Annotated in this window: 17 protein-coding genes; 10 read left to right on the top strand and 7 right to left on the bottom strand. The window is 71.7% G+C overall.

Annotation, left to right across the window (positions count from 1 at the left end; all coding sequences use genetic code 11):
- Window positions 1–47: 47 nt before the first annotated feature.
- Genes OOJ91_RS26525 through OOJ91_RS26545 form a run of 5 tightly spaced genes read right to left on the bottom strand, consistent with a single transcriptional unit; the run spans window position 48 to window position 6,614 of the window.
- Entirely contained in the window at window positions 48–1,307 is a 1,260-nt protein-coding gene (locus OOJ91_RS26525; protein ID WP_266249140.1) for a cation:proton antiporter, read from the bottom strand.
- Complete coding sequence (locus tag OOJ91_RS26530; protein WP_266249142.1) at window positions 1,304–2,557, bottom strand: cytochrome P450; 1,254 nt, start codon at window positions 2,555–2,557, stop codon at window positions 1,304–1,306. Before OOJ91_RS26530 ends, OOJ91_RS26525 begins: the two co-directional genes overlap by 4 nt.
- Window positions 2,554–3,543: an alpha-hydroxy acid oxidase gene (locus tag OOJ91_RS26535; RefSeq protein ID WP_266249144.1), complete on the bottom strand. Its 990-nt coding sequence runs from the start codon at window positions 3,541–3,543 to the stop codon at window positions 2,554–2,556. Before OOJ91_RS26535 ends, OOJ91_RS26530 begins: the two co-directional genes overlap by 4 nt.
- Window position 3,544: 1 nt before the next feature.
- A complete protein-coding gene (locus OOJ91_RS26540) occupies window positions 3,545–5,110 on the bottom strand; it encodes an NAD(P)-binding domain-containing protein (protein WP_266249146.1) in 1,566 nt (521 codons plus the stop codon).
- Window positions 5,100–6,614: an aromatic amino acid ammonia-lyase gene (locus OOJ91_RS26545; protein ID WP_266249148.1), complete on the bottom strand. Its 1,515-nt coding sequence runs from the start codon at window positions 6,612–6,614 to the stop codon at window positions 5,100–5,102. Before OOJ91_RS26545 ends, OOJ91_RS26540 begins: the two co-directional genes overlap by 11 nt.
- A gap of 62 nt (window positions 6,615–6,676) precedes the next feature.
- On the opposite strand from OOJ91_RS26545, the gene OOJ91_RS26550 reads away from it, so the two are divergent.
- The 3 genes from OOJ91_RS26550 (at window position 6,677) to OOJ91_RS26560 (ending at window position 10,600) form a co-directional block, all read left to right on the top strand.
- Window positions 6,677–8,215 carry an NAD(P)-binding domain-containing protein gene (locus OOJ91_RS26550; RefSeq protein WP_266249150.1) on the top strand — a complete coding sequence of 513 codons (1,539 nt, stop codon included), beginning with the start codon at window positions 6,677–6,679 and terminating at the stop codon, window positions 8,213–8,215.
- Complete coding sequence (locus OOJ91_RS26555; RefSeq protein ID WP_266249152.1) at window positions 8,205–9,587, top strand: class I adenylate-forming enzyme family protein; 1,383 nt, start codon at window positions 8,205–8,207, stop codon at window positions 9,585–9,587. Before OOJ91_RS26550 ends, OOJ91_RS26555 begins: the two co-directional genes overlap by 11 nt.
- Before the next feature lie 101 nt (window positions 9,588–9,688).
- Complete coding sequence (locus OOJ91_RS26560) at window positions 9,689–10,600, top strand: lytic polysaccharide monooxygenase auxiliary activity family 9 protein (protein ID WP_266249156.1); 912 nt, start codon at window positions 9,689–9,691, stop codon at window positions 10,598–10,600.
- 28 nt (window positions 10,601–10,628) lie between these two features.
- Here OOJ91_RS26560 and mgrA read toward each other — a convergent pair whose 3' ends face one another.
- Entirely contained in the window at window positions 10,629–11,624 is a 996-nt protein-coding gene (mgrA, locus tag OOJ91_RS26565; protein WP_266249159.1) for an L-glyceraldehyde 3-phosphate reductase, read from the bottom strand.
- A 150-nt stretch (window positions 11,625–11,774) separates the two neighbouring features.
- Between mgrA and OOJ91_RS26570 the strand changes: the two genes are divergently transcribed.
- The 7 genes from OOJ91_RS26570 to OOJ91_RS26600 all read left to right on the top strand — a co-directional run bounded on the left by OOJ91_RS26570 (window position 11,775) and on the right by OOJ91_RS26600 (window position 19,347).
- The gene (locus OOJ91_RS26570) at window positions 11,775–12,281 is read left to right on the top strand and encodes a hemerythrin domain-containing protein (RefSeq protein ID WP_266249161.1); all 507 of its coding nucleotides are present in this window, start codon (window positions 11,775–11,777) and stop codon (window positions 12,279–12,281) included.
- Between the two features lie 55 nt (window positions 12,282–12,336).
- Window positions 12,337–13,581, top strand: coding sequence for a histidine kinase (locus OOJ91_RS26575; RefSeq protein ID WP_266249164.1), 1,245 nt, complete (start codon window positions 12,337–12,339; stop codon window positions 13,579–13,581).
- Window positions 13,578–14,228 (top strand): response regulator transcription factor, encoded by a 651-nt coding sequence (locus tag OOJ91_RS26580; protein WP_266249167.1) that lies wholly within the window; start codon window positions 13,578–13,580, stop codon window positions 14,226–14,228. The genes OOJ91_RS26575 and OOJ91_RS26580 overlap by 4 nt, the downstream gene beginning before the upstream one ends.
- 76 nt (window positions 14,229–14,304) lie before the next feature.
- Window positions 14,305–15,381, top strand: coding sequence for a hypothetical protein (locus OOJ91_RS26585; protein WP_266249168.1), 1,077 nt, complete (start codon window positions 14,305–14,307; stop codon window positions 15,379–15,381).
- 57 nt (window positions 15,382–15,438) lie between these two features.
- Window positions 15,439–16,899, top strand: a complete 1,461-nt coding sequence (locus OOJ91_RS26590) for a sigma 54-interacting transcriptional regulator (protein WP_266249170.1) — start codon at window positions 15,439–15,441, stop codon at window positions 16,897–16,899.
- Window positions 16,899–18,854, top strand: coding sequence for a vWA domain-containing protein (locus tag OOJ91_RS26595; RefSeq protein WP_266249869.1), 1,956 nt, complete (start codon window positions 16,899–16,901; stop codon window positions 18,852–18,854). The genes OOJ91_RS26590 and OOJ91_RS26595 overlap by 1 nt, the downstream gene beginning before the upstream one ends.
- A gap of 28 nt (window positions 18,855–18,882) precedes the next feature.
- Window positions 18,883–19,347: a hypothetical protein gene (locus tag OOJ91_RS26600; protein WP_266249173.1), complete on the top strand. Its 465-nt coding sequence runs from the start codon at window positions 18,883–18,885 to the stop codon at window positions 19,345–19,347.
- A gap of 154 nt (window positions 19,348–19,501) precedes the next feature.
- On the opposite strand, the gene OOJ91_RS26605 is transcribed toward OOJ91_RS26600, so the two are convergent.
- Window positions 19,502–20,509 (bottom strand): GlxA family transcriptional regulator, encoded by a 1,008-nt coding sequence (locus tag OOJ91_RS26605; RefSeq protein WP_266249176.1) that lies wholly within the window; start codon window positions 20,507–20,509, stop codon window positions 19,502–19,504.
- Between the last annotated feature and the right edge of the window lie 29 nt (window positions 20,510–20,538).

Below are 20,538 nucleotides of genomic sequence, written 5' to 3' on the forward strand. Positions count from 1 at the left end.
TAGATAACCATCGCCGTCTGTAGAAGTTGTCTCCGCAAACAATAATTTTATGGGGTTCCGGCGGGCACGAGCGACCGTGCAGGAGCGGGAACGCGTGCCTCGCGTCGCTCGATCCAGGTGAGCAGCGGCGTCGTCATGAGTGTCGTGACGAGCGCGACCACCACCAGCACCGTGAAGAGCGACGGGTTCACGATGCCCGCCTCCAGTCCCACGTTCAGGGCGATCAGCTGCATCAGGCCCCGGGCGTTCATGAGGGCGCCGACGCGCAGCGCGACCCTGTTCGGCTCGCCGCGCATCCGGGCCGCGGCCCAGCAGGCGCCGAACTTGCCGGCGATCGCCACTGCCACGCACGCGGCGGCGAAGCCGAGCACGGCCAGGTTGCCCAGCAGCGCGAACTCGGTGCGCAGCCCGGAGTACGTGAAGAACAGCGGCAGGAACACCGTCGCGGCGATCGGTGTCAGCGTGTCGACCACCTTGTCGGTCTGCGCGGAGCGTGGCATCACCACGCCGATCGCGAAGGCGCCGAAGACCGCGTAGAGCCCGATCTCGTCGGTGTACCAGGCGACCAGGAAGAGCAGCGCCACAGTGCCGAGCAGCCGCGCGCGATCGCCCTTGAGCCTGATGACGTAGCCGGTCACCCGCCGCCCACCCAGCCACAGCGCCACCCCGAACAGCAGCGCGCCACCCGCGCAGACCACTGCCGGGCCGACGGAGCCCGAGGCGAACGCCAGCACCGCCGCCAGCATGATCCACGCGACCATGTCGTCGATCGCGCCGCTGGCCAGGGCGAGCAACCCGTGGCGGGTGCCGGTCTGGCCGCGCTCGGTGATGATCCGGGCGAGCATCGGGAAGGCCGTGATCGCCAGCGCCACGCCGACGAACGCCGCGGACACACCGAGCGACACACCGTCCGTGCGGATCGGGACGAAGCCCGCCGTGCCGAGGACCAGCAGGGTCCCCAGCGCAAGCGGAGCGGTGACACCCGCGAGCGACACCGCGCCCGCCGTGCCCGCGAGCCCGGTCACCCGGTGGGAGGTGAAGGCGTACCCGGCCTGGAACATGAACAGCACCAGGCCGACCTGGCCGACCACGTACAGGATCGGCAGCAGCGGCGCGGGGAAGAGCACGGCCTGCGCGCCCGGCCAGAGCAGGCCGAGCAGCGAGGGGCCGAGCAGCACCCCGGCGAGCATCTCGCTCACGACGGGAGGTTGGCCCACCCTGCCGAGGAGCCAGGCGACCAGCTTGCAGAAGAGCAGAATGACCGCGACCGCGATGAAGAACCGCGGGGCGAGTTCGCTGGGGGTCACGCGCTGGCCTCCTCGAAGAAACGGGTGCACAACTTCTGTCGTCGGGCGTCGACGACCATCCAGGTACCGCAGACCAACTGCTTGACCGAGCGCCCCACGTCGAAGATTCGGTCGCGCTGCCGCATGAGGGTGAGCCGGTTGCGGCCGGGACCGGGGAGACCCCGGGGCGTCAGGTACGCCGGACCGCGACTCGGCAGCGAGCGGGTGTGCGCTACCGACGAGCTGACCGAGAAGCGCCGCAGCACCTCCCGGGTGGCCGCGCGTAGCTGGACGGGGGCCGAGCCGCGCGCCGGGCAGGCCCGGTTGGCACTCACGCCGTACGGGATGAAGTGGGCCTGCTGCCTGTGTAACGACAGCCAGCGGTCGGGGTTGAACGCGTCGTCAGCGGCGGGACCGGTGCGCTGATAGGCCCGGTAGTTGAAGAGGAGCACCGATCCGGTGGGGAGGACGTGATCGCCCACGGTGATGGGTCCGGAGGTGATCCGGTGCGCGATGCCGAAGAGCGGATGCACACGGAGCGTCTCGTCGATCAGCCGGTCGAGCGACTCGTCCGACGTGTCCGTGACGGACTGCGAGCACAGCAGGATGTGGGCCATGGCCTCCGACATCTGCACCACAGCCGTGGTGAAGAACGCGCCGTGCAGGTACCAGGCGGTCTCCAGGGCGGTGAAGGGCGGCGGCAGTACGACCGGGCACGTCCCGGCAGTGATCCGGTCCAGCAGGTAGCGAGTCAGAGGATCCCGCCGGGACATGTGCCGCAGACTCATCCCCTTCAGGGCGGTCGCCACGTCGTCGGCGTTCGCCACGATGAGATCGCGGACGTCGCGCGGGCAGGGTGCGTCGAACACCAGCTTGTACGAGATCTCGGCCCAGATCGGCATCATCAGGTCACGTAGCCGCACGTGGCTGATCCGGCCGGCCGGGAGCGCGTCGAGGATCCGCCGGGTCGCGGCCGTCGCCAGCTCGTCGGTGCGCGGGTGCGGCATGGCGAGCACCTGCCTGGTCGTCCGGGCGACAGTCCTGTACCGCTCGCCGGGCTCCAGGTGCTCCTGATGCATCTGCGGGCCGGGCGCGAGCCAGTACCAGAAGAGGTCCGACAGGCCGGCCCCGCGGCTGCGCCCGTCAGCGGCCGGATCGCTGTAGACCCGAAGGAAGTCCTCCGGCCCCACAAGCGGCCCGGGAACGGGAATTCCCTCGGCCCCGTTGACCCGCTGGAAGATCCACTCCCGGAGGTCGACCACTGCCTTCACCGGGTCGCCACCTGGTCGGGCGTCAGATCGGCCGGCCGCCGCGCTCCGGCCAGGGCGAGGGCCTGATCCAGCTCGGTGGTGAGTCGCTCAAGAGCTTCCCGTACGCCCACCGCCCCGCCCGCCGCGAGCCCCCGCACCACCGGACGTCCCACCAGCACCGCCTCCGCCCCGAGCGCCAGCGCGATCACCACGTCGGTGCCGCAGCGCACGCCCCCGTCGAGCAGCACCGGGATCCGCCCACCCACGGCCGCCACGACCGCGGGCAGCGCGTCGAGCGTGGGAATGGTCCCGTCGAGCTGTCGTCCACCGTGGTTGGACACGATCACACCGGCGACGCCGTGCTCGACGGCGAGTCGGGCGTCAGCGGGATGCAGGATGCCCTTGAGCAGGATCGGTAGTGGCGTGACACCGCGCAGCCACGTGATCCGATCCCAGCCCACAGTCGCGTCCATCGCGATCGAGCGCACCCGGCCGGTCGCGTCGCGCATGTTCTCGCAGGCGTAGCCGGGCGGCAGGTCCGTGAAGCCGTTGCGCCTGTCACGCTCGCGCCGTCCGAACACCGGGGAGTCCACTGTCACCACGAGCGCCCGGCAACCCGCCGACTCGGCGCGCTTGACCACGTACTCCGTGAAGTCGAGGTCCGGCTGCGGGTACAGCTGGAACCACAGCGTCCCGCCCGCCACCGCGATCTCCTCGACCGGCTGGGTGGCGGCCATGCTGACCACCAGCGCGGTGCCGGCCGCCGCGGCCCCCCGCGCGGTGGCCGCCTCGCCGTCCGGGTGCGCGAGCCGATGGAAGGCCGTCGGAGCGACCAGGACCGGCGCGGCCAGCGACGTGCCGGCCACGGAGGCCCGCAGGTCCCGCTCGCCGGTCCCCCGCAGCACCCGTGGCACGATCCACCGTCGCTCGAAGGCCCGCTCGTTGGCGGCCAGGGTGCGCTCCCGCCCGGCCCCACCCTCGAAGAAGTCCTGGTGAACCGGGTCCATGTCAGCCCTCGGCGCCGGCGAGGCAGCGACCCAGGAACTCCTGCAACGGCCGTACGTGGACGTCCGGCCGGTCCCACCGGTTCTCCAGGTTCTCGGCGAGGTGGTGCGTGCTGATCAGCCGGCCGTCGCGGTGGTAACGGACGACCGGGTGCAGGTACGCCGCGTCGTGCGCCTGCCCCACGACGTCCTGGGCCACGCGGGACACGGTGATGTCGAACGGGTCGACCTGGTCGTGGTCGGGCCCGTACTCGAGAGTGATCACGAAAGCCTGGTCATGGTCGTGTTCGGCGGTGCGGAGGCCCGTCGCCACGAAGTAGGCCACCGGTACCTCCTCGTGGTAGCGGGCCTCGGGTCCGGCGACGGTGAGCACGTCGGCGATGAACCCGAACTGCTGCCACAGGGCCGAGCTGCGGTTGACCCGCTCGATGGCAGCCGCGGTCATGGCCGCCGGCTCGACGGCGAGCGTGTCGAACGGCCAGGCCGTGGCGTCGTAGCGGCGGGACAGGATCCTGTGCAGTGCGCGCACGGCGTAGCGGAAACCGTGCACGAAACCGCTCGTGGACTTCTTGAAGTCGCGCTGCTGGGAGATCGTCCCGGCGAAGAACAGCCCCGGGACGTTCACCGACTCCCATGCCTCGGTCTGTGCCGGGAACCGGTCTGAGATGGCGAGCTGCGGCCGCGCCGAGGAGTCGAAGATCGAGTCGTCGAAACGGAATCCCGTACACGCCAGCACCCGGTCGTAATGCAGTTCCTTCACGACCTCGTTCGCCCGCGAGAAGCTGAACGCGACCTTGTAGCCCGTGCCGTCGCGCTCGATGCTCTTGATCGTGCCGTCGAGGATCGCGTTTGCCGACTTGAGCTGGTAGGTGTCGAGGAAGTTGTTGTTCACCGCGCGCAGGTGCCCGACGTAGTGGGTGCGCCACGCCATCCGGACCGAGCTGGGCCCCGCGACGTGGATCAGTGTCGTGGTCTCCATGAGGTTCTCGGCGGTCTCGAAGGCCGAGTTGCCCTTGCCGATGATCAGCACCTTCTGGTCGAGGTAGTCCCGTGGCTCGACGCTCATCACGTCGTACCCCTCGGCCAGTTCGAACCCCGCGATGTCCGGCTCGTAGGTCTTCGACACGCCGGTGGCGACGATCACCGCGCGGGCCTCCCAGCGCCGATCGCCGGCCTCGACCGTGAACACGTCGTCGTGCTTGGACACACGCGTCACCCGGGTGTCGTAACTGACCTTGACGCCGGTCTTCGCCGCGAAGTCGGCGAGGTAGCGCACCATCACGTCGGCGTCCGGGAAGTACCGCTCGGTGTACTGGGTGAACAGCAGCGCCGGGTCGTCGGTGAGCAGGGAGTTCCAGTCGAGCCGCAGATTCAGCTCGGGATCGTCCGTGCCCGTGTGTGGCTTGTTGATCGAGATGAGTTGGCGGTGCCGCGGATAGGTGGCGAAGAACGCCCCCGGCCCGTCGGCGCCCTCCAGCACCACATAGTCACGCTTGCCCTCGGCCTCGAGCAGGGCGGCGAGTTGAAGGCCGGCTGGACCGGCTCCGATGATCAGGTAATCAAGCGTCACGGCGCTCACCGTACGAGCCGGAAATCAGAGAGATTTCAAGCTCTTCCAGAATCGCGGCAGCCCTTCGCACGTCGGAGTCGAGAGGTCGGTCCGGGTCGATCGGGGGGATCTCCTCCAGGGCTCGGAGGGTGCGGTCACAGCCCGCCGCCGTGGGCCGGCGCGCGCCCACGTGCACCGCCTGGCGCAGCCCGAGCCCGAGCGACCCGGTGATCAGGCGCAGCAGCTCCGCCTGGTCCAGGGCGCGCAGAGCAGCCTGCGTGCCGAGCGGGATGACGTCCTGGTTGTGCAGGTTGGTGGGGAGGCTCTGCAGGCTTGCGGGCACACAGTCGCGCCTGATCTCGGTGATGAGCGCGGTCGACGCGAGCTGTACGCCCTGCAGCCCGTGCTGCTGACCTGGCCCCGCCGCGAGCATCGGCGGCAGTCCGCCGTTGCGTACCGGATCCACGAGCAGGTCGAGTTGGCGCTCGGCGAGGTTGCCGACCTGGGCGATCACCATGGACAGGACGTCGGCGGCGAACGCGGCGGGTTGGCCGAAGAAGTTGCCACCGTGCACGACCTTGTCGTCGGCGGGGAAGAAGAGGGGGTTGTCGCTCACCCCGCCGAGGTCCGCCGACACGACGCCGTCGACATAGCGCAGGGCGTCCTCGGCCGCTCCGAGTAGCTGCGGCGCGCAGCGGATGCTGTAGGGCTCCTGCAACGCTCTCGTGCCGGACTTCCGCAGGCCGGCGGAGGTCGCCCGCATCGTGGCGCCGACCCCGACGGCGCCCGGGTGACCGTAGGCGTCGAGGAGGGCGGGATCGAGAAACTGCGGATCGCAGCCGAGCAGGTCCGCGAGCAGGCAGGTCAACGTCTGCACCACGCGGTGCGAGGTGCGGACCCGGCCCAGGGCGAGGGCCAGCGCCGCAGTGGTGAGCGACGTGCCGTTGACAAGCGCGAGCGCATCCCGGCCGTCGAGCGGCAGCGGCTCCAGACCGGCCTTCGTCAGGGCATCCCCGGCGGGCATCCGGACGCCGTCCAGGTAGGCGTGCCCGCGACCGCGCAACGCCTGAGCGGCGGCACCGAGCGGGATCAGGTCACCGCTGGCTCCCACCGAGCCGAGCCTGGGCATCGCCGGCGTGAACGTCGTGCCAAGCATGGCCGCGAGCGCGTCGATCACGTGCGGCGAGACCCCCGACGCGCCCCGGGCCAGGGACCAGGCGCGGACCAGCAGCGTCGCGCGCACGACATCCGGGGCGAGGTCCGGGCCCTGGCCCGCCCCGAGGTGGGCGAGGGTGTTGTCGGCCTGGTCGCGCTGGTCGGCTCGGCCCGCGTAGCCGACGAGCGCCCCGAAGCCGGTGGTGGCACCGTAGATCGCCCGGTCGTCGCCGAGCGCCTTGCCGAGAAATGTGCGGCCGGTGGCCACCCGATCGCGCACCTCCTCGCCGACCACGACCGTGACCGGGCCTGCGGCGACGCGCAGGTCGGCGAGGCGCAGGGGTGCTGCCAAATCCACCTCAATCGTCATGAGAGCGGATGCTAGAGGCAATTTCTCAGAGCGCTCTGAAATTGCCTCAGTAAATTGCGGCCATGACGCACGATTGCCTGATCATCGGAGCCGGGCCGGCAGGCCTGCAGCTCGCGGCCCTGCTCAAGCGCGACGGTCACGACTACGTGGTGCTGGAGGGCGGCCCACGGGCTGGCACATTCTTCGAGACCTATCCACGGCATCGCCAGTTGATCTCGATCAACAAGGTGTGGACCGGGTCGGAGGACCCGGAATTCAATCTACGGTCGGACTGGAACTCGCTGTTGACCGACGATCCGGCGCTGCTCTTCAAGAACTACAGCACACGCTACTTCCCCGCCGCGGGCGATCTCGTGCGTTATCTCGCCGACTTCGCGCGGGGTCTGAACGTCCTTTACGACACCCGGGTGACCTCTGTGTCGAAGGCCGACGACGTGTTCACCGTGCAGGCCGGCGACAGGAGTTGGGAGGCCCGGAGAGTAGTCGTCGCCACAGGCGTCTCCGACCTGTACGTGCCGCCGATCGAGGGTGCTCACCTGGCCGAGCGGTACGACACAGTCAGCGTCGAACCCGCCGACTTCGTCAATCAGCGCGTGTTGATCATCGGTAAGGGCAACTCGGCCTTCGAGACCGCTGACGCGCTCATCGAGACCGCCGCCACGATTCACGTCGCCGGGCCCCACTCCATCAAGCTGGCCTGGCAATCCCATTACGTCGGGCACCTGCGCGCGGTGAACAACAACTTCCTGGACACCTATCAGCTCAAGTCACAGAACGCCGTCCTGGACGGCACTGTGGAGCAGATCAGCCAGCGGGAGGGTGGCGGGTTCCGGGTGCTTTTCCGGTACGCCCGGACTGTCGAGAATCTGCGCGAACTCGAGTACGACCGGGTCATCCTCTGCACCGGATTCCGCTTCGACGCGTCCATCTTTGCCGAGTCCGCCCGGCCGGAGCTGGTCATCAAGGATCGGTTCCCGGCACAGACGCCGGCCTTCGAGTCGGTGAACGTCCCCGGTCTCTATTTCGCCGGCACCCTCAGCCAGCAGCGTGATTTCAAGAAGTCCACGAACGGCTTCATCCACGGCTTCCGCTATGCCACCCGCGCCCTGCACCACATCCTCCGCGAGCGGCACCACGGGCAGCCCTGGCCGTCCCGACAGATCGCCCCGACACCGGAGGCGATCGCCGATTCGATCATCACCCGGATCACCGTGACCTCGGCGCTGTGGCAGCAGTTCGCGGTGCTCGGCGATGTCATCACGGTCGAGGGCGAAACCGCCTGCTACCGCGAGGAGGTGCCTGTCGCCCATCTGCGGGACGCCGAGCCGGACGTGTTCGCGTTCCTGATCACCCTGGAGTACGGCCCCGACCACGACCAGGTCGACCCGTTCGACATCAGCGTGCCGCGTCCGGCCGAGAACGACGCGAACGCCGCGCACGACGCCAGCTACCTCCACCCCGTCGTGCGGGTGCTGCGCGACGGGCAGATCGTCGCCGTGCACCACCTGGCGGAGAACCTGGAGAACAACTGGGACCTGCCGACAGTGCATCGGCAGCCCCTCGAGGTCTTCGTCAAGGGCGTCCTCGCCGATGCCCGCTGACGTCTGGCCGCAGCCCGTCCTCGACCTCCTGGCAGCCGGCGGGGACCGGCCGGTCTTCGAGGACGGACCGATCGTCACGACCGCCGCGGAGATGGCGGGTCTGATCCGGCGCATCGCCGCCGGGCTGCGCTCGTCGGGCGCGGGACCCGGAGTGGGTGTCACGCTCGACCTGCCGGTCACCGCCGCCGCCTTCGCCGCCACGATGGCCGCCTTCGCCGTCGGGGCGCGGGTGTCCGGGTGGCGTGCCGACCTGAGCCCGGCACAGCTCTCCGGCTCGCTCGTGGTCGACTCGGCTCGGCTTGCCTCGCTCGCCGCGCATCCCGACGACGGGCTGGCACTTGTCGCAGCGGGACGGGCCGAGGATCCCGCGCGGATCATCTGGACCAGTGGCAGCACGGGGACGCCGAAGGGCGCGGTGCAGACCTACGCGGCAATGTCGGCGGCCTGGGCCCCGTACCCGGACCGGTGGCCCCCGGCCGTCGCCGAACTGGCCACCCGGTTGCGGCGCTACCTGGTCTTCGGCTCGCTCGCCAGTCAGGTGATGCTTGAGTACGGCGTCCTCGCCCTCGCGGCGGGCGGCACCCTCGTCGTGGCGCCCCGGCCGGTCTTCCCTGCTGCCCTGGCCGAACACCGGGCCACGGCGAGCGTGATCACCGTCGGTAAGCTGCACCAGCTGATCCGGGACCAGCGCGCCAACCCGGTGGACCTGCCTCACCTGCGGGCGCTGATGGTCTCCGGGTCGCCACTCGCGCCGGGTCGCCTGGCGGAGGCGCTCGACGTGCTGGGCCCGGTGCTCTTCCACGGTTACGGGCAGACCGAAACGTCGATGATCGCCATGGTGACCCCCGCCGAGATGACTGCCGACGTGGCCACACTCGCCACTGTCGGTCGTCCGGCAGTGGACGTCTCCCTTCGCGACGGGGAGATCTATGTCCGCACACCCGCGCAGGCATCCTCGTACTGGCAGGACCCGGACGAGTCGGCCGAGGTGTTCGTGGACGGCTGGGTGCGTACCCGTGACCTGGGGGAGTTCGGCGTCGACGGATACCTGCGGCTGTGCGGGCGGGTGCGGGACGTGATCATCGTCAACGCGCAGATCGTCCACGCCGGGCCGGTGGAGCGGGCACTCGCCGCCGATGCCGCGGTCGCCGAGGCGTACGTCGTCGGGGGTCCGGACGAGACGACAGGTGAGGCCGTGCACGCGTACGTGGTGCCGGTGGCCGGGAGAACGCCCGACCCGGACGTGTTGCGCAAGCTGGTGGCCGCACAGGTCAACGATCTCGCGGTGCCGCGAACCGTCACGGTCATCGATCGGGTCCCGCTCGCGCCCAGCGGCAAACCGGACAAGAACCAACTCCTGCAAGCTCGATGACGGTGAGCCGGTATCGAAACGTCGCCCGCCGCGCGATTCCCGGGCCCGCGTGTCGAACCTTTGGCGTCCCGCGTCCGTACCACTGCGCGGGAGGTCAAGCCATGAGCGTGCGTCGAGTGCTCGCCGCTGTGCTGGTCGCCGTGGCGGCCGCGCCGCTTGGCGCGGCGCCCGCCTGGGCGCACGGTGCCCCCACCGACCCGATCAGCCGGGCGGCGGCCTGCGGGCCCGAGGGCCGGCACGCGGCCGGTGCGGCCTGCAAGGCGGCGGTGGCGGCGGGCGCGGCGGTACGGGAGTGGGACAACGTACGCGTCGCTGCCATCAACGGTCGGGACCGGGAACGCATCCCGGACGGCGAACTGTGCAGCGGTGGGCTGTCGGCGTACCGGGGTCTGGACCTGCCCCGCACCGACTGGCCGAGCACCGAGTTGACCCCGGGCGCGACGTTCACCTTCCGCTACCGGACGACGATCGAGCACCGGGGCACCTTCCGGCTCTACGTCACCAAGCCCGACTACGACCCCCGCAAGCGGCTGACCTGGGCGGATCTGGAGTCTCGTCCGTTTCTGACCCGAACCGACCCGCCGGTGCGCGGCGGGGCGTACCAGTTGGCGGGCCGACTGCCGGTGGGCCGCAGCGGCAGGCACCTGATCTACACGATCTGGCAGAACTCGAACACCCCGGACACCTACTACTCCTGCTCGGATGTCGTGTTCCCGAAGGCGCGAAGCGCCGCGACGAAGAGCGCGACGAAGGCGGCCCCGGCTGCTCCGCGTACCGCCGCGGGCAAGCCGGCTGCCACCGACCCGGCGGCGGTGGTGGCGGCGGCCGACCCGGGCGTGCCTGTGGCGTCGGTGACCGACCTCGGCGCGCGATGGCAGGTGCTGGCCGGTGCCGCCGTCGTGCTGGTCCTGGCGCTTGTCGGCGTGGGCCGGCGGCGTCGCGGCCCGGCAGCGCCTGTGGGACGGCAGTGCGAGGTCCGCAACCACCGGGCCGGGCGGCGCCGGATCTGGTGATCCGGGACGCCGCCCGACCCGGCGACGCTCAGCCCAGCAGCCTCTCGATCTCGGCCAGTTCCTCGGCGGTGAAGTCGAGGCTGTCCACGGCGGCGATGTTGGTCTCCAACTGCGCGACGCTGCTCGCACCGATGATGAGGCTTGTCATCCGCCTGTCGCGCAGCGCCCAGGCCAGCGCGAGCTGGGCCAGGGACTGGCCGCGCCGCTCGGCGACCGCGCCGAGCCCCCGGATGGTGGCCATCTTCTCGTCGCTGAGGTCGCTCTCGTTGAGGAAGACGCTTGTGCGCACCCGCGAGTCGGCCGGGATGCCGCCCAGGTAGCGGTCGGTGAGCAGACCCTGAGCCAGCGGGCTGTACGCGATGCAACCGGCCCCGACCTGCTCCAACGTGTCGAGCAGGCCGTCGGACTCGGTCCAGCGGTTCAACATCGAGTACGACGGCTGGTTGATCAGCAGCGGCGTGCCCAGCTCGCGCAGGATCGCGGCGGCCCGCGTGGTCTGCTCCGAGTTGTAGTTCGAGATGCCCACGTAGAGCGCCTTGCCGGAGCGGACGATCGCGTCCAGCGCCCCCATCGTCTCCTCGAGCGGAGTGTCCGGGTCGAAGCGGTGCGAATAGAAGATGTCTACGTAGTCCAGGCCCATCCGGCCCAGCGACTGGTCCAGCGACGAGATCAGGTTCTTGCGCGAGCCCCACTCGCCGTACGGGCCGGGCCACATCAGGTAGCCGGCCTTGCTGGAGATGACCAGCTCGTCACGGTACGGCCTGAGGTCCGTGGCGAGCATCCGGCCGAAGTTCTCCTCCGCCGCGCCCGGTGGGGGACCGTAGTTGTTCGCCAGGTCGAAGTGGGTGACCCCCAGGTCGAAGGCACGCCGGACGATGTCACGCTGCCTGTCGAACGGGCGGTCCGGGCCGAAGTTGTGCCAGAGCCCGAGGGAGACGACGGGCAGTCGCAGGCCACTGCGTCCGCTGCGCCGGTAGGTCATGGTGTCGTAGCGGTCATCCGGGGCGAGGTAAGTCACGATCATGAGCCTAGCCGCGGCCCGTCGTGTACGGGATCGGGCGTGGAAACCAGGACAACGGGGTAGTTTCGAGGCCATGCGGTTCGTCGCCCTCGACCACCGGGCTCGCCGCGCTGCCCGGATGTTGCGCGCCCGGATCGCCGCCACGACGGAGAAATGAGCACAGTGGACGACATCACCGCACTGATCCTGGACGACCACGCCGCCTTCCGGCGCGGCTTCGCCCGCCTCGACGACGCCCGCGACGAGCAGGAGCTGCTGGCCATCTGGGAGGCGCTCGCCCTGCACCTGGACATCCACGCCGAGGCGGAGGAGGCGATCCTCTACCCGCACCTGGTCAAGCACGGTGACGACGGCGAGGACGAGACCGCCGACGCGATCGGCGACCACAACAAGATCCGGGACGCCATCGCCGAGTCCAAGTTGCACCCGGTGGGCTCGAAGCCCTGGTGGGAGGCCGTCGGCACGGCCCGCCGGGAGAACAGCGAGCACCTGGCCGAGGAGGAGGACGAGGCGCTTCCCGACTTCCGCCGGCACGCCAGCTTCGACCTGCGCGCCGAGCTGGGCCAGCGCTGGCTGACCTTCTACGGCGAGCACAAGAACGGCCGCGACCTGCCGTTCCGCGACAAGGACCCGCAGGGGTACGTCGCCGACCACCGCTGAGATCTCCCCGGTGCGGGGGAGTCGCACCGCCGGGTGACGGCAGCAGAATGTCCGCATGACCCTGCGCGCGGCACTGGCCCCGCTTGTCGCCGGCAGCACCTGGCGACGCGGCGTGTTCCTGCTGCTGGGCGGTGTGCTGGCGCTGCCGTACGGGGTGCTCGCGGTGACCTTCGCGCAGATGCTCGCCGACTCGGAGATCCCCCGCCCACTTGTGTACGCCCTCCTGGTGGTCGCGGCGCTGATCGCCGTGGTGCCGCTGCTGCTTGACGGCAGTCGTGCCCTGGAGATCGCCGCCGTCCGGGCGCTGCTCGGCGTCGACCTGCCCGACCCGGCGCCGGGGCACCGCGGCGACCGGGAGAGCCGCCTGCGCAGCGCGCTCTGGATCGCCACGCACCTCATCGTCGGCGCGTCGGTGATGGCCGCGCTGTTCAGCGCCCTGCCGATGGCGCTGGCGTTCATCGCCCAGCAGTTCGGCGTTGGCGACGAACTGACCAGCGGGGAGCGGTTCGGGCCGCTGGACGGGCGGGACAGCGGCTGGCTGACGCTGACCGGGGTGGCGCTGCTCGTCGGCCTCGGCTACGCCGTCGCCGGGCTCGGCGCGCTCGCCGTCTCGATGGCGCCGGTGCTGCTCGGCCCAGCCCAGGCCGAGCGGATCGCCGCGTTGGAGGCGCGGGCCACCCGGCTGGCCGAACGCAACCGGCTGGCCCGGGAACTGCACGACTCGGTCGGTCACGCGCTGACCGTGGCCACCCTCCAGGCCGGCGCCGCCCGCGAGGTGCTCGACACCGATCCGGAGTTCGTCCGGCGGGCGCTGGGCGCCATCGAGGAGGCCGGGCGCACCGCGATGGACGAGCTGGACCACGTGCTCGGGCTGCTCCGCGAGACCGGCGGCGACAGGCCCTCCGCGGCGCCGCAGCGTACCCTCGCCGACCTGGACCGGCTGGTCGCCGACACCCGCGCGGCCGGGCTGACTGTGCACGCGCAGCGCGTCGGCGACCCGACGCGACTGCCCGCGATCGTCTCCCGGGAGGGCTACCGGATCGTCCAGGAGGGACTGACAAACGCCGCCCGCTACGGCCACGGCCCGGTGACACTGCGCCTGGACCTGCGGCCGGACGCGCTTGAGCTGGAGCTGGTCAACACGATGAGCCGCCCCGACCGGGCCGACACGGGGCGGTCCGGTCGGGGCCTGGACGGCATGCGCGAACGCGTACTGCTGCTCGGCGGTCGACTCACCGTCGGGCCGGACGGGGACCGCTGGCTGATCCGCGCCCGCCTGCCCTACGAGGACGCCCGATGACCACAGGTGTGCTGATCGTCGACGACGACGAGTTGATCCGGGTCGGGCTGCGGGCCATCATCGACGCCCAACCCGACCTGCGGGTGCTCGCCGAGGCCGCCGACGGCGCCGAGGTGCCGCCCCTGGTCGCCCGGCACCGCCCGGACGTGGTGCTGATGGACGTGCGGATGCCCGGCATCGACGGCATCCAGGCCACCCGGCACCTGCTGGCCACCTCCGCCGACCCGCCCCGGGTGCTTGTGGTCACCACGTTCGCCAACGACGAGTACGTCTACGAGGCGCTGCGCGCCGGCGCCTCCGGCTTCCTGCTCAAACGGGCCCGGCCGGCGGAGGTGGTCGAAGCGGTCCGGGTCGTCGCGGCGGGGGAGTCGCTGCTCTTCCCGGCCGCGATCCGCCAGCTCGTCGGGGCGTACGGGCCGGCGGGTGGCGACCGGCTGCGTGCCGCCCGGCTCACCGAACGGGAGGCCGAGGTGCTGCGCCTGATGACCACCGGCCGATCCAACCCGGAGATCGCCGCGCACCTGGTGGTCGGCGTGGAGACGGTCAAGACGCACGTCGGCAACGTGCTTGCCAAGCTGGGCGTCCGCGACCGTACGCAGGCGGTCATCGCCGCCTACGAGTCCGGCTTCGTCACCCCGTCGGGCTGAGCGGTCCCTCACCCGGGGGAGCGGGTTCACCGCCGGCCGGGAGGGATTCGACTGGCTGTCGGTCGAGGCTGAGAGCATGACGACGATCACTTCCTCCCCACCCCGAGCCGACTCCCGGTGGCCCGACCGGTTCGCCCCACTGGCCGCCGGTTGGCTCGGCCTGTGGGGCGTCCTCGCCCTGGTGGGCACGCTCACCGGCGCCGGCTATCCGTTCGGCGCGAACGACACGCACGGCGGCGACGTCAACCTGCTGCGCCTGGTGCCTGTGGACCTGGCCACCCCGCTCTTCGCCGGTGTGCTGCTCACCGCCGCCGTGGCCGCGCTGGCCATGAGCCGCCCGGCGGTCCGCCCACCCGGTCCGCTGCGGGCGCTGCTCGCCGGCTACGGCTGGGCGGTGGCGTTCCTGCTCGCCGTGGTCGTCCCGGACGCGCGCGTGCTCGTCGTGCTCGGCTACCTGCCGATCCTGATCGTCGGAGCGCCGTTCGGCTGGCCGCCGATCGACTACTCCGAGGTCCTCAACTGGGCGCTGTTCGGCCGGTTCGCCGCGCTGGCCGGTGGGCTGCTGCTGGCCGGGGCGGTGCTCGTCTGGCAGCGCCGCACCGCCGGGGCCTGCGTCGGCTGCGGTCGCGGCGACACCGACCGGGGCTGGACCACCCCGGCCGCCGCCGCGCGCTGGGGCCGCTGGGCCGCAGGCATCGCCGCGGTCATTCCCCTGGCGTACGCGTCGACCCGGTTCGCCTGGGCGGCCGGCATCCCGCTCGGCATCTCCCGGGAGTTCCTCACCGAGATGCAGAACACCGGTGTGGTCTGGGCCGGTCTCGGGCTGGCCACGTTCGCCACCGTCGGCGCGATCCTCACCCTCGGCCTGGTGCAGCGCTGGGGCGAGCGGTTCCCGCGTTGGATGGTCGGCCTCGCCGGTCGCCGGGTGCCGGTGCGGCTGGCCGTGGTGCCGGCCGCCCTGGTCGCCATCGCGGTGACCGCGGCCAGCCTGGGGCTGCTCAGCAACCCCCAGTTCTACCGGCTCACCGGCGGGTTCAGCCTCACCGGAGCCCCGATGCTGCTCTGGCCGGTGTGGGGTGCGGCGCTCGGCGCGGCCAGCTACGCGTACCACCTGCGCCGCCGGGGAGCCTGCCGGCGCTGCGGGCGGGGCTGAGGGTGGCAGTGGGGGTGCCCCCCGATCATCGGGGCACCCCTGCGATGGTGAGCTAGCGTGGGTCGGGTGACTGCGCCTAACCCGGTAATCCCGGTTCCACCGGCCGACCTGCCCGGCACGCTCGGCGCGCTGCGGGCGGCCGGTCACCAGTACCGCACCGTCAAGCAGGAACTCCGCGACAACCTCCTCGCCCGGATGCGCTCCGGCGAGACCCGTTTCCCCGGCATCGTCGGCTACGACGACAGCGTGCTGCCCGAGGTCGAGCGGGCGCTGCTCGCCGGACACGACATGGTGCTGCTCGGCGAGCGCGGCCAGGGCAAGACCCGACTGATCCGGGCGCTGGGTGGGCTGCTCGACGAGTGGACCCCCGTCATCGCCGGTTCGGTGCTCAACGAGCACCCGATGCACCCGCTCACCCCGGCGTCGGTCGCCCAGGTCGCCGAGGCCGGCGACGAGCTGCCGATCGGCTGGCTGCACCGCTCGATGCGTTACGGCGAGAAGCTCGCCACCCCCGACACCAGCGTCGGCGACCTGATCGGTGACGTCGACCCGATCCGGATCGCCCAGGGCCGCACCCTCGGTGACCCGGAGACCATCCACTTCGGGTTGGTGCCGCGCACCAACCGGGGCATCTTCGCCGTCAACGAGCTGCCCGACCTGGCCGAGCGGATCCAGGTGGCGCTGCTCAACGTGTTGGAGGAGCGGGACATCCAGGTCCGCGGCTACCAGCTGCGGCTGCCGCTTGACCTGTTGCTGGTGGCCAGCGCCAACCCGGAGGACTACACCAACCGGGGCCGGATCATCACCCCGCTCAAGGACCGGTTCGGTGCGGAGATCCGTACCCACTACCCGGTCGACCTGGAGTTGGAGCTGGCGCTGATCCGCCAGGAGGCCGACCTGGTCGCCGCCGTGCCGGAGCACGTGCTGGAGGTGCTGGCCCGCTTCGCCCGCGCGGTGCGGGAGTCGCCTTCGGTGGACCCGCGCTCCGGGGTCTCCGCCCGGTTCGCGATCGCCGCCGCCGAGACGGTCGCGGGCGCCGCGCTGCGCCGTGCCGGCCTGCTCGCCGCCTCCACCAACCCGGACGGTCGGCCCGAGGCCGCGGTGGCCCGGGTCGGCGACGCGGTGTCGGTGACCAGCACGCTGCGCGGCAAGGTGGAGTTCGAGAGCGGCGAGGAGGGGCGGGAGATCGAGGTCCTCGCCCACCTGCTGCGGACCGCGACCGCCGAGACGTTCCGGGCACACCTGGCCGGCCTGGACCTCTCCGGGTTCACCGCCCTGGTCGAGGACGGGACGGCCATCGAGACCGGCGAGCTGGTCGGTTCCGCCGAGCTGCTGCGCCAGGTGGGCACGGTGCCCGGCCTGGCCAAGGTGCTGGACCGGCTCGGTCTGGGCGACGCGCCCACCCCGGAGGAGGCCGCCGCCGCCGTCGAGTTCGTCCTGGAGGGGCTGCACCTGACCCGCCGGCTCGGCAAGGACGTGACCGACACCGGTCGCACCGTCTACGGCGGCCGGGGCTGATCGTGGCCGGCAACCGGTTCCGGTACGGGCAGTGGAACGGCGGGCCCGACCCGCTCGCACCCCCGTACGACGTACGCGAGGCTGTGGACGCGGTCGGCGCCGAGGTGCTGGCCGGCGGCAGCCTGCGGGAGGCGCTGCGCGACCTGCTGCGCCGGGGCCCGCAGGGGCGTGGCGGTCTGGACGACCTGGCCGCCCGGGCGCGACGGCTGCGCCGGGAGGCGCTGCGCCGAGGTGACCTGGACGGCGCGGTGACCCGAGCCCAGGCGCTGCTCGACCAGGCCCTCGCCGCCGAGCGCGACGAGCTGCGGGGCCGCGACGACGACGGCGCGCGGTTCGCCGAGGCGGTGCTCGACAATCTGCCCCGCTCCACCGCCCGGGCGGTCGAGGAGTTGTCCGGCTACCAGTGGGCCAGCGACGACGCCCGCCGCTCGTACCAGCAGATCCTCGACCAGCTCCGCGACGACGTGCTCGGTCAGCGCTTCGCCGGGCTGCGCGACGCGGTGCGCGCGTCCGCCGACCCGGCGGCGCAGCAACGGCTCGCCGAGATGATGCGGGACCTGAACGACCTGCTGGCCCGGCACGGTCGCGCGGAGGACACCACAGACGCGTTCGCCGAGTTCATGCGCCGGCACGGGGACTTCTTCCCGGAGCGGCCGGAGACGGTCGACGAGCTGATCGACGTGCTGGCCCGCCGCTCGGCGGCCGGTGAGCGGCTGATGAACTCGCTCTCCGAGCGGCAGCGCGCCGAACTGGCCGGCCTCATGCAGCAGTCACTCGGCGACCGTCTCGCCGGGGAGCTCTCGGCGCTCGACGCGAACCTGCGGGCGCTGCGACCGGATCTGCGGTGGGGCCGTGGCGAGCGGGTCCGCGGCGACCAGCCGCTGGACTACGCCGACGCGGCCGGCGCGCTGGGTGAGATCGGCGAGCTGGACGACCTGCTGGACCAGCTCGACCAGGAACACCCCGGGGCCACGCTCGACGACGTGGACGTCGACGCGGTGGCCCGGACGCTGGGCCGGGACGCGGCCGACGACGTCCGCCGGCTGCGCGAGTTGGAACGGGAGCTGCGCCGCCAGGGCTGGGTGAGCCGGGACGCGGACGGGCTCACGCTGAGCCCGAAGGCGCTGCGTCGACTCGGCGGCACCGCGCTGCGGCGGGTGTTCGCCGAGCTGACCGCCGGGCCGCGCGGCCAGCACGACCTGCGCTCGGCGGGCGCCGCCGGCGAGGTCAGTGGCGCCTCCCGCCCCTGGGAGTACGGCGACGAGCAGCCGTTGGACGTGGTCCGGACGCTGACCCGGGCGGTCCGCCGGGCCGGTCCGACCGTTCCACTGCAACTCGCCGTTGACGACTTCGAGGTGGTGGAGACCGAGAAGCGGGCTTCCGCGGCGGTGGTGCTCTGCGTCGACCTGTCGTACTCGATGATCTCGCAGGGTCGTTGGGGGCCGATGAAGCAGACGGCGCTGGCGTTGGCGCACCTGATGGAGACCCGTTTCCCGCAGGACGCGTTGCAGATCGTGGGCTTCGGTCGGGAGGCGATGACCCTCACCCAGCAGGAGCTGGCGGCTGTGGAGCCGGACATGGAGCAGGGCACCAACCTGCAGCACGCGCTGCGGCTGGCCGCTCGGCACCTGCGCCGGCATCCGGACGCCGAGCCGGTGGTCCTGGTGGTCACCGACGGGGAGCCGACCGCCCATCTGGACCCGGACGACGGGGAGGCGCTGTTCCACTGGCCGCCGCTGCCGGAGACGATCGAGGCGACCGTCCGCGAGGTCGACAAGCTCAGCCGCTACGGCGCCACGCTCAACCTGTTCATGCTCGGCGACGACCCGGGCCTGCGCCGCTTCGTCGACGCGGTGGCCCGGCGCAGCCGGGGCCGCATGTTCACCCCGGACACCGACGACCTGGGCGAGTACGTGGTGAGCGACTACCTCCGCTCCCGCCAATCCCGCCGCTGACGCCCGGTGGGGCGGGTTGACTGGGGGGATGAAGAGCGGGGGATTGCGGCGGGCCTACGACGGCCTGTTCGCGGAGGTCGACGCCGGTGGGTTCGGTCCGGCTCCGGAGGGGCAGCTCAGTGCCGAGCAGATCGTCGCGCATCTGGTCGCCAACGACGAGCTGATGATCCAGGCGACCGAGGCGTTGCTGGCCGGGTCGCCGTTCGCCTACTACGAGTTGGAAGAGGACATGCACCGTCCGCAGCTCGACGCGCTCGCCGCCGAGCAGGGTGGTCTGCGTGGCCTGACCGCGCTGCTGCACGGCACCAGCGACCGGCTGTGTGGGCTGGTCGACCAGCTCGGCCTGGCCGCGGAGACCCCGGTCGAGACGCACCTCCGCGAGGGCTTCGACCTCATCGTCGACGAGTCGCTGCCCTGGTCCCGAACCCTGGACCTGCACACCCGGGTACACCTGCCCAAACACCAGGCCCAACTGCACCTGCTCCGCACCTGAGCTGCCCGAGTCCGACGTGGCGGCTTCCCGGTGTCTTGGTCTGTTGAGCCGTATACCTCCGGCCGGACTGTCACGGCCCGTGCCCGCCTCGCAGGGCGGCGTGGTCGGCAGCATCGGCCGGGTGTGCGCCGGGCGCCGGGCCGCTGCGGGTGGGTCAGCTTTCGACCAACTCGGGGCGAGGGTGGAAGGTGCGGCGGTAGGTGGACGGGGCCACCCCGATGCGGTGGTGCAGTTGCTGGCGCAGGGCGGCCGTCGTGCCGAAACCGCAGCGGTGGGCGATCTGGTCGACGGTGAGGTCGGTCGTCTCCAGCAGCAGTCGCGCGTGGTCGGTGCGCTGTTGCAGCAGCCACTGGGCCGGGCTCAGGCCGGTCTCCGAGCGGAAGCGCCTGGTGAAGGTGCGGACGCTCATCCGGACCTGCTCGGCGAGGTCGCGCAGGGTGATCGGCTCGTGCAGCCGCTGCCGCGCCCACTCCCGGGCGCCCGCCGTGCTGGTGTCGGTGGCCCTCGGCACCGGCTGCTCGATGTACTGCGCCTGACCGCCGTCGCGCCACGGCGGCATCACGCAGCGCCGCGCCGCCCGGTTGGCGACCTCGCTGCCGTGGTCGAGGCGGATGACGTGCAGGCAGAGGTCGATGCCGGCGGCCACTCCGGCCGAGGTGAACACCCGGTCGTCGACGATGAAGAGCACGTCCGGGTCGAGGTCCACCCGGTCGTGCAGGCGGCGGAACTGCTCGGCGTACGCCCAGTGGGTGGTGGCCCGGCGTCCGTCGAGCAGGCCCGCGGCGGCCAGCACGAAGGCCCCGGTGCAGATCGACATGATCCGGGCACCCCGCTCGTACGCCGACCGCAGCGCCCCGGCCACCTCCGGCTCGATGGCGCTCGAGGTCAGCACGGCGCTGTCGTGGATGCCGGGGACGATCACCGTGTCGGCGGTGTCGAGCAGCTCCAGACCATGGTCGGGGAGCACCTGGAAACCGGCAGTGCTGCGGACCGGCCGCCCACCTGGGGTGCACACCTGTACGTCGTAGAAGTGGGTGTCGTCGGCGGCCCGGGCGGTGCTGAAGACCTGGGACGGGGTGCCCAGGTCGAGGCCGACGACGTGGTCGAGGGCGAGGACGGCGATCCGGTGCGGGCCAGTGCTCATGGCCCGATTATTGCGCATGATGGCTTTCCGGCCACTCGTCGCCGCCG

The organism is Micromonospora lupini (genome assembly GCF_026342015.1).
Lineage (GTDB): Bacteria > Actinomycetota > Actinomycetes > Mycobacteriales > Micromonosporaceae > Micromonospora > Micromonospora lupini_B.

Bases quoted from the DNA above. Each gene is read 5' to 3' on its own strand.
- OOJ91_RS26560 (WP_266249156.1), top strand. From the start codon at position 9,689: ATGAGCGTGCGTCGAGTGCTCGCCGCTGTGCTGGTCGCCGTGGCGGCC.
- OOJ91_RS26575 (WP_266249164.1), top strand. From the start codon at position 12,337: ATGACCCTGCGCGCGGCACTGGCCCCGCTTGTCGCCGGCAGCACCTGG.
- OOJ91_RS26545 (WP_266249148.1), bottom strand. From the start codon at position 6,614: ATGACGATTGAGGTGGATTTGGCAGCACCCCTGCGCCTCGCCGACCTG.
- OOJ91_RS26605 (WP_266249176.1), bottom strand. From the start codon at position 20,509: ATGCGCAATAATCGGGCCATGAGCACTGGCCCGCACCGGATCGCCGTC.
- OOJ91_RS26585 (WP_266249168.1), top strand. From the start codon at position 14,305: ATGACGACGATCACTTCCTCCCCACCCCGAGCCGACTCCCGGTGGCCC.
- OOJ91_RS26580 (WP_266249167.1), top strand. From the start codon at position 13,578: ATGACCACAGGTGTGCTGATCGTCGACGACGACGAGTTGATCCGGGTC.
- OOJ91_RS26570 (WP_266249161.1), top strand. From the start codon at position 11,775: ATGAGCACAGTGGACGACATCACCGCACTGATCCTGGACGACCACGCC.
- OOJ91_RS26555 (WP_266249152.1), top strand. From the start codon at position 8,205: ATGCCCGCTGACGTCTGGCCGCAGCCCGTCCTCGACCTCCTGGCAGCC.
- mgrA (WP_266249159.1), bottom strand. From the start codon at position 11,624: ATGATCGTGACTTACCTCGCCCCGGATGACCGCTACGACACCATGACC.
- OOJ91_RS26600 (WP_266249173.1), top strand. From the start codon at position 18,883: ATGAAGAGCGGGGGATTGCGGCGGGCCTACGACGGCCTGTTCGCGGAG.
- OOJ91_RS26550 (WP_266249150.1), top strand. From the start codon at position 6,677: ATGACGCACGATTGCCTGATCATCGGAGCCGGGCCGGCAGGCCTGCAG.
- OOJ91_RS26535 (WP_266249144.1), bottom strand. From the start codon at position 3,543: ATGGACCCGGTTCACCAGGACTTCTTCGAGGGTGGGGCCGGGCGGGAG.